Source organism: Pseudomonas sp. 8O (genome assembly GCF_902506495.1).
Classification (GTDB): Bacteria; Pseudomonadota; Gammaproteobacteria; order Pseudomonadales; family Pseudomonadaceae; genus Aquipseudomonas; species Aquipseudomonas chaetocerotis.
This window is the reverse complement of record NZ_LR733265.1, coordinates 1,236,370-1,248,545: the sequence shown is the minus strand read 5'-3', so window position 1 is coordinate 1,248,545 and position 12,176 is coordinate 1,236,370. Positions and strand designations below refer to the sequence as shown.

The 12,176-nt window shown below is 63.1% G+C and carries 11 protein-coding genes and 1 pseudogene; 6 read left to right on the top strand and 6 right to left on the bottom strand.

Going from position 1 to position 12,176, the window contains the following annotated elements:
- Window positions 1-75: 75 nt before the first annotated feature.
- Window positions 76-1,311 carry an Mks condensin complex protein MksB gene (mksB, locus tag GV002_RS19330; protein ID WP_160019889.1) on the bottom strand — a complete coding sequence of 412 codons (1,236 nt, stop codon included), beginning with the start codon at window positions 1,309-1,311 and terminating at the stop codon, window positions 76-78.
- A 222-nt stretch (window positions 1,312-1,533) separates the two neighbouring features.
- Here mksB and GV002_RS19325 point away from each other — a divergent pair, with 222 nt between their 5' ends.
- The 5 genes from GV002_RS19325 to rimI all read left to right on the top strand — a co-directional run bounded on the left by GV002_RS19325 (window position 1,534) and on the right by rimI (window position 6,474).
- Window positions 1,534-2,139, top strand: a complete 606-nt coding sequence (locus GV002_RS19325) for a hypothetical protein (RefSeq protein ID WP_160019888.1) — start codon at window positions 1,534-1,536, stop codon at window positions 2,137-2,139.
- A gap of 424 nt (window positions 2,140-2,563) precedes the next feature.
- Window positions 2,564-3,661 carry a carboxynorspermidine decarboxylase gene (locus tag GV002_RS19320; RefSeq protein ID WP_072426134.1) on the top strand — a complete coding sequence of 366 codons (1,098 nt, stop codon included), beginning with the start codon at window positions 2,564-2,566 and terminating at the stop codon, window positions 3,659-3,661.
- A 144-nt stretch (window positions 3,662-3,805) separates the two neighbouring features.
- A complete protein-coding gene (locus tag GV002_RS19315; protein WP_160019887.1) occupies window positions 3,806-5,044 on the top strand; it encodes a saccharopine dehydrogenase family protein in 1,239 nt (412 codons plus the stop codon).
- 156 nt (window positions 5,045-5,200) lie between these two features.
- The gene (locus GV002_RS19310; RefSeq protein ID WP_160019886.1) at window positions 5,201-5,989 is read left to right on the top strand and encodes an energy transducer TonB; all 789 of its coding nucleotides are present in this window, start codon (window positions 5,201-5,203) and stop codon (window positions 5,987-5,989) included.
- Between the two features lie 32 nt (window positions 5,990-6,021).
- Window positions 6,022-6,474, top strand: coding sequence for a ribosomal protein S18-alanine N-acetyltransferase (rimI, locus tag GV002_RS19305; RefSeq protein WP_021488733.1), 453 nt, complete (start codon window positions 6,022-6,024; stop codon window positions 6,472-6,474).
- A gap of 89 nt (window positions 6,475-6,563) precedes the next feature.
- Here rimI and GV002_RS19300 read toward each other — a convergent pair whose 3' ends face one another.
- The 3 genes from GV002_RS19300 to hmpA are packed head-to-tail and all read right to left on the bottom strand — an operon-like array spanning window position 6,564 to window position 9,177.
- Window positions 6,564-7,739 (bottom strand): NnrS family protein, encoded by a 1,176-nt coding sequence (locus tag GV002_RS19300; protein WP_160019885.1) that lies wholly within the window; start codon window positions 7,737-7,739, stop codon window positions 6,564-6,566.
- Window positions 7,726-7,977, bottom strand: a complete 252-nt coding sequence (locus tag GV002_RS19295) for a transmembrane sensor/regulator PpyR (RefSeq protein ID WP_160019884.1) — start codon at window positions 7,975-7,977, stop codon at window positions 7,726-7,728. The genes GV002_RS19300 and GV002_RS19295 overlap by 14 nt, the downstream gene beginning before the upstream one ends.
- A gap of 18 nt (window positions 7,978-7,995) precedes the next feature.
- Window positions 7,996-9,177, bottom strand: coding sequence for an NO-inducible flavohemoprotein (gene hmpA, locus GV002_RS19290; RefSeq protein WP_160019883.1), 1,182 nt, complete (start codon window positions 9,175-9,177; stop codon window positions 7,996-7,998).
- 192 nt (window positions 9,178-9,369) lie between these two features.
- On the opposite strand from hmpA, the gene norR reads away from it, so the two are divergent.
- Window positions 9,370-10,920, top strand: coding sequence for a nitric oxide reductase transcriptional regulator NorR (gene norR, locus GV002_RS19285; RefSeq protein ID WP_160019882.1), 1,551 nt, complete (start codon window positions 9,370-9,372; stop codon window positions 10,918-10,920).
- A gap of 142 nt (window positions 10,921-11,062) precedes the next feature.
- Here norR and GV002_RS19280 read toward each other — a convergent pair whose 3' ends face one another.
- Both GV002_RS19280 and GV002_RS19275 read right to left on the bottom strand, forming a co-directional pair.
- Complete coding sequence (locus GV002_RS19280; protein WP_160019881.1) at window positions 11,063-12,004, bottom strand: class I SAM-dependent methyltransferase; 942 nt, start codon at window positions 12,002-12,004, stop codon at window positions 11,063-11,065.
- Window positions 11,997-12,161: pseudogene (locus tag GV002_RS19275) on the bottom strand (FKBP-type peptidyl-prolyl cis-trans isomerase); the annotation flags it as partial. The gene GV002_RS19280 and the pseudogene GV002_RS19275, both read right to left, overlap by 8 nt.
- Window positions 12,162-12,176: the final 15 nt, after the last annotated feature.

Sequence of the window (12,176 nt, the reverse complement as noted above, 5' to 3'; positions counted from 1 at the left end):
AATCCGTTGGCTAGTGGAGCCGAGTAGGGTGCGCCGTGCGCACCGGGTCGTCGGTTATGGTGCGCACGGCGCACCCTACGGAGTCTTGAGCAGGGCATAGGAGCTGAGGCTGACCTCGTGTTCGCGGGTCAGGTACGGGCGGCGCTCCAGGCGTTCACGCTGGAAGCGTGACTCGCGCGACAGACGCGAGAACCAGTAGAGCAGCTCGTCGGTAGCGCCTTCCGGCTCCTGTTCCAGCAGCCAGGCCATCAGGTCCGGCAGCGGCAGCGCCTGTTCGCAGCGCTCGATCATTTCCCGCGCGGTTTTCGGCGCCTTGGGCGCGCCGCCCTTGCGGCTGCCGCTGGCCTTGGGGAAATGCGCCGGCTTGGCTTCGAAGCGCGCCAGGGCATAGACGTAGGCTTCGACCTGGCTGGCACTACCCAGGAAGTTGCTCTGCGGTCGAGTGAACAGCGGCATGGCGGCCTGTGGCACAGCGTCGATGCCCTTCTTGCGGATCACTGACAGCGCCAGTGCCGCGCCACGTGTCACGGCGTTGTGACGGCGCGCTTCCTCGCGTAGCGGCAGCAGCAGCTCGCGAGCCTTGCGCAGGGTCAGCTGGGCAGTGGTCTGCATTTCCAGGATGCGCGCGTGGGTGCGCAGCAGCAGGTCGTCGTCGACCAACTGGCCGAGGCGCTGCTGGTCGCCGAGCAGGCGCAGCAGCACCTGTTCGACGCGGCGCACGCCTTGCTCGAAGGCGCCGTCGGCGGCGACCAGCTGGATCATCGGCTCGACGTATTCGTCCCAGGTGGCCAGTACTTCGGCATAACGCTGGCGCAGGGGAATCTGCCGATCCGAGGTCTTGGCGCGGTCGGCCACGCTGACCAGCGCCTGTTCGTCGTTGGCCAGTTTCTTCAATACGTCGCGCACACGCATGTCGAGCAGGCGCAACTGGCGCGCCAGGTCGTTGGCATCGCGCACCTCGAAAGCGTCCTGGATATAGCCGGCCAGGCGCTCCAGATGGCGCAGGTAGGCTTCGATCTCCAGGCACAGGCCCAGGCGGTGCTCGCGGCGCAGGTAGGCGAGAAAGTCGTGGATCTGCGCGTTGAGCTCGAAACGGTTGGGGCTCTTGGCCACCGGCACCAGGATGTCCAGACGAATCCAGGTGTCGAGCAACGCAGTGGTGTCGCTGGGCGTGGCGTCGGGCAGTTGCGCGGTGAGCTGGCCGCGCAGCTCCACCAGGCTCAGGGTGCCGGCGTCGAAACGCTCGCAGAGCGGTTCGAGCAACGTCCAGTGTTCGGCGAGGGCGCGCAATACGCGCTTGGGATCGATCATCGAGGCGCCGGTTCCAGGCAAGTTAAAAGCAGCGATTGTACTGCAAGGTGGATGCCGGGTTTGAGTCCGAATCGATCAGAGGCAGGTGACGCTATTCGGCACATTGGGACGGGCTGTGCGTGGGAAACGCTGGCAAGTGTTTGAAAAGCCGAGAAAACCTGGGTTGGAGAGGTGGCACGCTTTCTGCCGTGGTTAGCCGTGAACCTGTTTGTGGAGCCCCTGATGTCTGCCCTTGCCTTGAATGTCGATGCCCGTTGGCATGAGCTGCAGCACCAGCGCGATCTGAACTGGGATCTGCACGCCATTACCGACCGTGCCCAGGCCATCGCTTTCCTGCGGCGTTTCGAAAACCGCCTGTGCATTTACTCCAGCTATGTCGAGAAGCTCTACAGCAACTACAGCTTCGTGGTGCCGCACGATGAGCAGGGCGGTATCACCATCCTGCCGGACGAGATGGCCTGGCATGACACCTTTCACGATATTCCCGCCGATGCGGTGGAGCCCACCGGCGTGCACATCCTGCCTGGTGAAGCGGTGGGGTTCGACGGCCTATATATGAAGGTGCCAGGTGAGTCGCGCCTGATTGCCTCGCGCGAATTGCCGTTCCAGGCCGGCTTGCGTCTACTGATCGAGCGCTATCGAGCGCGCGGCGAACATTTTCTGCCCGTGCTGGTGAAAGGCGATCTGCGTGAGTACGAAGCGCGCATGCCATCACTGCATTTGCACCGCATCAATCCCGCCAAACTCGCTCACTGCTCGCGCTTGAGCATCGACACCATCCGCGGCGCCATCGCCGAGCATCTGCTGAGCCTGTTTCGCCAACAGTGAGCGCTGCGGATGTTGCGCCAATGTGATCCGCACCAGTCTTGTCCGCTCTGGGGAGGCGCAGGTGATGGACAGGCCTTGCCCGGTCATATCACTGTAACCGCTCGGCCGTAGGGTCTCCGCTCAGCCAGGCCAGACTCCGGTCATCACCGGTTGTACAAAAAATCCCCAATGCCCTTTCGATATTCGCCGGTTATCGGCACAATTCGCGTCCACTTTTTCCCGGGGGCTGAAAGGGCACCTCTAAAAACGTAGGCGAGGCCTTCAGCGCAAGGCAAAAACAGGCGAAAAACGGTCGGAGTCGCGTTCGACTTTACGAGTAGTAAATGAGCATTTTGAGCCTGTTTTTAACGCAGTGATGGCAACGCAGGTAGTTTTTAGAGGTGCCCGAAAGACCTCCATTGATTGACCTTGCTGGGGCGACGAGATGATCCAGACGCCGTACTACCTCATCGACAAACAGAAGCTTCTGGTCAACCTGGAGAAGATCGCCTACGTGCGTGAGAACTCCGGTGCCAAGGCGCTGCTGGCGCTGAAATGCTTCGCCACCTGGTCGGTGTTCGACCTGATGCAGCAGTATATGGACGGTACGACCTCGTCGTCCCTCTACGAGTTGAAGCTCGGTCGGCAGAAGTTCGCCGGCGAAACCCACGCCTACAGCGTGGCCTGGGCCGACGACGAGATCGAAGAGATGGTCGCCAACTGCGACAAGATCATCTTCAACTCCATCGGCCAACTGGAGCGTTTCGCCGAGCGTACCGAGGGCACCATTCGCGGCCTGCGCGTCAATCCGCAGGTGAGCAGCTCCGATTACCTGTTGGCCGACCCGGCGCGGCCGTTCAGCCGCCTGGGCGAGTGGGACCCGGCGAAAATCGAGCAGGTCATGGGCCAGATTTCCGGCTTCATGTTCCACAACAACTGCGAGAACGGCAGCTTCGAGCTGTTCGACAAGATGCTCACCACCATTGAGGAGCGCTTCGGTCACCTGATCGCTCAGGTCGAGTGGGTCAGCCTCGGTGGCGGCATTCACTTCACTGGCGAGGGCTATCCGATCGATGCCTTCTGCGCGCGCCTTAAAGCCTTCTCCGAGAAATACGGCGTGCAGGTATATCTGGAGCCGGGCGAAGCGGCGATCACCCTCAGCGCCTCACTGGAAGTCACCGTGCTCGACACCCTGTACAACGGCAAGCACCTGGCCGTAGTCGACAGCTCCATCGAAGCGCACATGCTCGACCTGCTGATCTACCGCCTCAACGCCAAGATGGCGCCGAATGACGGCGAACACACCTATATGGTGTGCGGCAAATCCTGCCTGGCCGGCGATATCTTCGGCGAGTACCAGTTCGACAAGCCGCTGCAGATCGGTGATCGCCTGTCGTTCATCGACGCGGCGGGTTACACCATGGTCAAGAAGAACTGGTTCAACGGTCTGAAAATGCCGTCCATCGTGGTGAAACAACTCGACGGTAGTGTCGAGGTGGCGCGCCAGTTTGGCTTCGACGACTACCTGTCCAGCCTGTCCTGACATTGCTGCGGTGGGCTGAAGCGGAACGCCGCCCGGCCCACCCTACCAACTGTCCTGATTTGGGTCGTAGGGTGGGCTTCAGCCCACCACCCAAAATACGCATCAAAACGCTTAAAACAACGCAGTTCTCTGGAGGTGAAACAATTGAAGAAGAATGTTCTGATCATTGGTGCAGGAGGTGTTGCCAAGGTGGTGGCCCATAAGTGCGCGCAACACAATGACGAGTTAGGTCGCATTGCAATTGCGTCGCGCAACATCTCCAAATGCCAGGCCATCATCGACAGCGTGCAGGCAAAGGGCGGCCTCAAGCAGCCCGGCGAGATCAAGGCCTATGCGCTGAACGCCCTGGACGTGGAAGCGACCAAGGCACTGATCCGCGAGACCGAGTCGCAAATCGTCATCAACGTCGGTTCGGCGTTCCTCAACATGTCCGTGCTGCGCGCCTGCATCGACACTGGCGTCGCCTATCTGGACACCGCCATCCACGAAGATCCGAGCAAGATCTGTGAAACCCCGCCGTGGTACGGCAACTACGAGTGGAAGCACCTGGCCGAATGCCAGGACAAGGGCGTGACCGCCATCCTTGGTGTCGGCTTCGACCCGGGCGTAGTCAACTCCTACGCCGCTCTGGCGCAACAACAGTACTTCGACACGATCGAGTCGATCGACATCCTCGACGTCAACGCCGGCTCGCACGGCAAGTACTTCGCCACCAATTTCGACCCGGAAATCAATTTCCGCGAATTCACCGGCACGGTCTACAGCTGGCAGAACAGCCAGTGGACCAGCAACAGCATGTTCGAAGTCAAACGCACCGACGATCTGCCGGTGGTGGGCGAACAGAACCTGTACCTGACCGGCCATGACGAGGTGCACTCGCTGTCCAAGCACCTCGACGTACCGAACGTCCGCTTCTGGATGAGCTTCGGCGACCACTACATCAACGTGTTCACCGTGCTGAAGAACCTTGGCCTGCTCTCCGAGCAGCCGGTCAAGACCGCCGAAGGCCTCGAAGTGGTGCCGCTCAAGGTGGTCAAGGCCGTGCTGCCTGACCCTGCCTCGCTGGCGCCGGGCTATACCGGCAAGACCTGCATCGGCGACCTGGTCAAGGGCACCAAGGATGGCCAGCCGCGCGAGCTGTTCATCTATAACGTGGCCGACCACGAAGACGCCTTCGCCGAGACCGACAGCCAGGGTATCTCCTACACCGCCGGTGTGCCGCCAGTAGCCGCCGCGCTGCTGGTCGCGCGTGGCGAATGGGATGCCAAGCGTATGGTCAACGTCGAGGAGCTGCCGGCCGAGCCGTTCCTCAAGCTGCTGGACGTAATGGGTCTGCCGACGCGCATCAAGGATGAGCATGGCGATCGTCCCTGGGATCAGTAAGCCCAGGTGAACCCCGAAAGCCCCGCTGTGCGAACAGCGGGGCTTTTGTTTTATGGGGCAGACGTTGTTTGGTCGCAATCCCGTTGCGACGCTTCCCGCTCCGGCCATTTCACGCGACAATCCGCCCCTGTTGAAAATTCTCTCTCTGGAGCGCCTGTGATTCCTGAACAGCGCCGTCGCGCCTACCTCGACGCCATGCAGGTGGCCACCTGGCTGCCGCGTACCGAACTGCCCTTCGCGGCAGCGTCGCGCCTGGAGCTGCTCGAGCCGCAGCAAGAGGAGTCGTTCGAGCCTGTGCCAGAGCCTGTTGTTGTCACTCCGGTGCCCGTGCGTGAGGCGCCAGTCGAGCGTCCGAAGATCGAGATCCCTCGCCCAGGTGCCCAGCCGCGCCAGGTGGTAGCCGAAGTGCCAGCGGCGGAGCCGGAGCCGGTCGAAGAAAAGCCTGCTCGCGTCAGTGCTCCGCCGCCGCGTTTTTCCCTGCAGTTGCTGCGTGCCGGCGATTGCGCCCTGTTGGTGGAACTGCCCACCGGCCAGCCTTTCCAGAGCCGCGACCCAGCCTACATCCTGCTCAAGGATCTGCTACGCGCTGCGGGCCTGCCGGACAGCCCGCAACTGCTCGGCGAGCCGGTGCGCTGGCCGCTATTGGTGCGCGGCAATATGGATCAAGGCCCGCAAGCGGCGCTGGAATTCGTGCAGAGCTTCGTGGCAGCGCGTCTTGAAGAGCAGCCCAGCGCCTGTCTGTGGCTGGTGGGTCTGCCGGCCATTCGTTTTGCCGGCGAAGGCGACGAACACAGCTACAACCGCGAACTGCAGGTCGAAGGCCTCGGCGCCTGCTGGGCCCTGCCGGGCCTGGAACTGCTGATGGAAGAGCCGGCGCGCAAGCGCGAACTATGGCAGGCCATGCGCCGCGTTCGTCAGCGCTGGTCAGCCCCTGCTCATTCCTGAGAACCCCCGTCTTTGTGCCCGAGTTACGCCCAATGAGCGATGCGATTTCCTTCCGCCCGATGACCGAGGCGGATCTCGATGCCGTGCTGAAAATTGAATACGCCGCCTTCAGCCATCCCTGGACGCGCGGCATCTTCACCGACAGCCTCAAGTCCTATAACTGCTGGCTGATGTTCGAGGGCAATCAGCAGGTCGGCCACGGCGTGATCAACCTGATTCTCGACGAAGCGCATCTGCTCAATATCACAGTCAAGCCAGAAAGCCAGGGGCGTGGCCTTGGTTTGCGTCTGCTCGAACACCTGATGAAAGAGGCGTACGAGCTGGGCGGGCGTGAGTGCTTCCTCGAAGTGCGCGCCAGCAACCAGAGTGCCTATCGCCTGTACGAGCGCTTTGGCTTCAACGAAGTGGGACGTCGGCGTGATTACTACCCGGCAGTGGGTGGGCGCGAAGATGCGCTGGTGATGGCCTGCACGCTGGTCGATTGATTAAAAGCGTAGCCCGGATGCAATCCGGGAAATCGTTGCCCCGGATTGCATCCGGGCTACGGTCTGGCCGTTTGATCGCACCAGGCGTTTCACCCCGGATGCCCATCCACCCGCGCCCGACACAACATCGGCGCGTAATGCCAGACGAACAGTGCGAAGGCCACGCTCCAGCAGATTGCCGCCAGCCATAGCCAGCCGCCACCGGTCGAGACCCGGATCAAAGCGCCCAGATTGAGCAGGCCGAAGGCCCAGGCCATCACACCAGGTGGTTGCAGGGCGCGTCCGGTGTGGCCGAGGCTGACCCGGGCCATCATCGCCAGGATCAGCCCGCCCATCGCACCCACCGCCAATGCATGGCTGGGCTGGCTGGGTTGCGCCAGCCAGCCCAGGTGCCAGGCGGCCATGCCGAGGCTGGCGACCAGCAGCCAGGTGTAGGCCAGATGCAGCGACCACAGCAGCGGCACGCGCCAGATACCCGGCAGGTACCAGCGCCACAGGCGCAGGCCATGCAGCACGCTCAGCACGATAAAGGGCACGGCCAACCAGGACCGGGCCTGCAGGTTATGTCCGCTGGCAAACAGTGCCGCGACCAGCACGCCGCAGGCCAGCAGTAGACGGTCCAGCCAGGGATGGGCGGCGAAGGCCTCGACCCGCCCCAGGCCGCGTTGAGTGAAGAAGGGGATCACCCGTCCACCGATCAGGCCCAGCATGACTGCAATCAGCCACAGTGCAGCCAGTGCCCCTCGGCGTTGCAGGTCGCCATCTCCGATTGCCAGGCCAGCGAGAGTGAGGGACTGACACAGCGCGAGCAGACTCAGGACCAGCAGAATCGGATAGTTGTTGCGCTGTCTTGCGGCAATCAACTGGTGCGCCATCTGCGCGATGAACAGGCCGATAAAGGCCAGTTGCAGGATGATCAGTACTGGCAACGGCACGGGTGCGAACCAGGCCAGGCGCGCCGCCAGCCAAAAACCGAACAGCGCGATCAACGGCCGCCCGCTGAGGCCGGGGCGGCCCGTCCAGGTCTGTACGGCAGTGAGCAGGGAGCCGGCGATGATGGCCAGGCCGAAGCCGAAGGGCATTTCGTGGCGATGCCAGGCCAACATGCCGCCGGGCACCGCAAGGTTTGTCAGACCGTTCAGCACCGCCGCCCAGAGGGCGACGGCGAGCAGGGCGAACAGGGCTCCGGCGAGGAAGAACGGCCGAAAGCCCAGGCGCCAGAGCGGCGCAATGGCCAGGGCCTGCTGGCGATCAAGCAACTGCATGAGCACATGCCCTGTCGTTCAGGCGCTCCTGAGCGATCAGACGTAGCACGTAGCCGATCTTCAGTACGCTGGGGCCGATCAGTGTCAGGCTGTGGGCCAATACCAGTGTCGGCACATTCAGGTGCTTCTCCAGACCGTAGGCCGCGACCAGCCCGACGAGTAGCAGAATCAGGCCGCCCCCGAGCAGTTGGCTGGACAGATGAAGAATGTGCGCAGCTGGAAGATTGAGCGGATACATGGTTTACCTCCTGATTGATCAGCTATCCAGTGCCGAAGCCGGGCCGAAGAATTCGTAGCGGCTTTGCTCGGCGGGAACGCCCAGCGCCTGCAGATGACGCTTGACCTGAGCCATGAAGGGTTTCGGGCCGAGGAAGTAGGCGTCCAGATCGCGCTCGGCCGGCAGCCATTGCTCCAGCAGATCGCGGCTCAGAAAACCGCTGGCGTCGGCCTGGTCGCCGTCCCGCGGTTCGCTGTAGCAAACGTAGTGACGGATCTGTGGGTGTTCGGCGGCATGGGCATCGACCCAGTCGCGGAAAGCGTGCACCTCGGCATTGCGCGCGCAGTGGATGAAGTGGATGGGACGGCCGCTGTGCCGCGCCGCGTCGAGCATGGCCAGCGCAGGGGTGATACCGACGCCGGCACTGATCAGGGCCAGCGGTTTGTCCGAGGCGCTCAGGGTGAACTCGCCAGACGGCGGGAACAGTTCGAGTTCGTCGCCGACCTGAACGTTATCGTGCAGGTGATTGGAGACACGGCCGCCAACCTCGCGCTTGACGCTGATGCGGTATTCGCGACCGTTGGCCAGGGCCGACAGCGAGTAGTTACGGCGCACTTCTTCGCCATCCAGCAGCAGGCGCATGCCGATGTACTGGCCGGGTTGATGGTCGAGCAGGGCGCCGCCGTCGACCGGCACCAGGTGGAAGGAGGTGATCTCGACGCTCTCTACCACCTTGCGCGCCACGCGGAAGCTGCGTGCGCCGCGCCAGCCGCCCGGCGCCGCTGCATTCTCGGTATAGAGCTGCTCTTCGGCGCCGATGAAAATATTGGCCAGTTGCTGGTAAGCCACGGCCCAGGCTTCGATCACCGCGTCGGTGGCGATCTCGGCACCCAGCACCTCGCGGATCGCGCGCAGCAGGCAGCTGCCAACGATGGGGTAGTGCTCGGGGAGAATCTGCAGGGCCACGTGTTTGTTCACCACCTGACGCACCAGCGGGCCGAGGGCTTCGAGGCGGTCGATATGGCGGGCGTACATCAGCACGCCATTGGCCAGGGCACGCGGCTGGTCGCCGCTGACCTGGTGGGCCTGGTTGAACAGCGGGCGCACCTCGGGGTGTTCGCTGAGCATCATCCGGTAGAAGTGGGTGGTCAGCGCCTCGCCGCCGCTTTCCAGCAGCGGCACGGTGGCTTTGATCAGGTCGCGTTGAGTATGGGTCAGCATAAGGGTATCTCCGCAAGACAAATAAAGACGCCGGTGTGGCTCGTCTGGCCAGTTGTGGCGTGCTAGCGTTAGCGATAGATACCTATCAGTAAGCGTGCCAATTAAATAATCCTTAAATATCAGCGGCTTACTTATTTTGTTGTGTTAATGACTCGCTTTGCGTGTGAGTCATAAAGACTTTGAGTAGTCGAAATGACCGCTAATCCTCTGCTGGAAACGCTTATTCCCCTGGTCGCCGATCTGTCTCGCGAGCTGGATGACGGCGAGCGTTATCGCCGCCTGCTCGCTGCCTTGCGCCAGTTGTTCCCTTGCGATGCCGTGGCGCTGCTGCGACTCGACGGCGAAATTCTGGTCCCCCTGGCGGTCGAGGGGCTGAGTCCCGATACCCTGGGGCGGCGCTTCAGAGTCAGCGAGCATCCGCGTCTGGCTGCGTTGCTGGAACACGCCAGGCCGACGCGTTTCGCGGCCGATTGCGGCCTGCCTGACCCCTACGACGGTCTGGTGGAGGGGCTGCATGGCCACCTGGAAGTGCACGATTGCCTGGGCTGCCCGTTATATCTGGACGAGCAGCTCTGGGGCCTGCTGACCCTGGATTCGCTCGACCCGGCCAGCTTTGGCCGACTCGATCTGGACAGCCTGGAAGCCTTCGCCAGCCTGGCCGCGGCTACGGTCAAGGTCAGCCAGCGCATCAGCGGCCTGGCGCAGCGGGTCGAGGCCGAGCGTCAGCTCACCGAGCTTTACAAACAGGCGCGGCAGCAACCGCGCGAGCTGGTCGGGCAGAGCGCGGCGTTGCGCAAGCTGCTGGACGAGATTCGCCTGGTCGGTGACAGCCCGCTCACCGTGTTGATCACTGGCGAGACCGGGGTTGGCAAGGAGTTGGTGGCCGAGGCGATCCACGCGGCTTCGCCACGTGCGCAGCGTCCGCTGGTCAGCATCAACTGTGCGGCGTTGCCCGATGCACTGGTGGAGAGCGAGCTGTTCGGTCATGTGCGTGGCGCCTTTTCCGGGGCCATGAGCGAGCGCAGCGGCAAGTTCGAGTTGGCCGATGGCGGCAGCCTGTTTCTCGACGAGGTGGGCGAGCTGCCGCTGGCGATGCAGGCCAAGCTGTTGCGCGTGCTGCAGAGTGGGCAGTTGCAGCGGGTCGGTTCGGATCGCGAACACCGCGTCGACGTGCGGGTGATCGCCGCCACCAACCGCGACCTGGCGGCTGAGGTGCGTGCCGGACGATTTCGTGCCGACCTGTATCACCGCCTGAGCGTTTACCCGTTGCCGGTGCCGCCGCTGCGCGAGCGTGGTCGCGATGTGCTGTTGCTGGCCGGCTACTTCCTCGAAGAGAACCGCGCACGCCTGGGGCTGCGCAGCTTGCGCCTGAGTTCTGAGGCGCAGAAGGCGCTGCTCGGTCATGATTGGCCGGGCAACGTGCGTGAACTGGAACACCTGATTGGCCGTGCGGCGATCAAGGCACTGGCGCGCCACGGCGAGCGCCCGCGCATTCTCAGTCTGGACGTGCAGGACCTGGATTTGCTGGCGGCCCAGGCGACGGCTGCCATCGACGACGTCCTGGCGCCCATGGATCTGCCCCCGGCAGGCCTGGAACTGCGTACGGCGGTGGACGTATTCCAGCGCCAACTGATCGAGCAGTGCCTGGCGCGTCATCATGGCAAATGGGCCGATGCGGCGCGTGAGCTGGGCGTGGATCGTGCCAACCTCAGTCGTTTGGCCAAGCGTCTGGGGATTCGGTAGCAGGATGGTGGGAGGGGCTTTAGCCGCGATCTGTTCACGTCGCGGCTAAAGCCCCTCCCACATTATCGGCATCTGCTCGTAGCCCGGATGCAATCCGGGGGTTACCGGCCCCGAATTGCATCCGGGCTACAGATACGAAGGGTTAACTCTGTTGGAACACCAGTGCCTTCAGGTCACTGTTCGGATCGATATCCGCGAACTCCGGCGGGTTGTCCAGGCGCCGCTCGAAGTGCAGTTGCGGCGCTTCCTCGGCCATGCTGTCGATCAGGAATGATGGGCCGATATCCGGTGAATTGACGCAGGCCAGCACCGTGCCGCGCTCGGTGAGCAGCTCGGGCAGGCGACGCAGGATCTTGCGGTAGTCCTGGGTGAGGGCGAAGCTACCTTTCTGGAAGGTCGGCGGATCGATGATCACCAGGTCGTAGGGCCCGCTCTTGCGCACCTTGCCCCAGGATTTGAACAGCTCGTGGCCGAGAAACTCCACCCGACTCAGGTCGTGCTCGTTCAGGCGATGGTTGTCGCGCCCGCGTGATAGCGCGGCGCGCGCCATGTCCAGGTTGACTACTCGCTCTGCGCCGCCAGCGATGGCCGCGACGGAGAAACCGCAGGTATAGGCGAACAGGTTGAGCACGCGCTTGCCGCGTACTTCTTCCCGTACCCATTGCCGTCCGAGGCGCATATCGAGAAACAGCCCGCTGTTCTGCTTGCTGCCCAGGTCGAGCAGGTAATGCAGGTCGTGTTCGGTGATCTGCCACTGCGTCTGCGGTTCGCCAGCCAGCCACTCGCTTGCGCTGCCTTCGCGGTGACGATGCTGCAGCAGCAGGCCGCGTGCGCCGCTGTGCTGCCACTGCGGCGAGCGGGTCAGCTCGTCCAGCAGTTCATACAGAGCGGCAAGGTGCTCCGCTTCGGGTTCGCGAAACAGCATCACCAGCACGATGCCTGACAGCCAGTCGACGGTGATCTGCTCCAGCCCGGGCCAGCAGCGACCACGGCCATGGAACAGGCGGCGGGTTTCCGAGCCGGGGTGATTTTCCAGCGCCTGCAGCAGATGATTGCGCAGGGTGGTGAGGGCTGCATCAGTCATCGCGGGTCAGTACTTCCAGCAGCTCGATCTCGAAGATCAGGTTGGAGTTGGGCGGAATCGCGCCCATGCTGCGCTCGCCATAACCCAGGTGCGCGGGCACCTGCAGCTTGCGCTTGCCGCCAACCCGCATGCCCATCAGGCCCTGGTCCCAGCTTCTCGGTTTGTGATATTG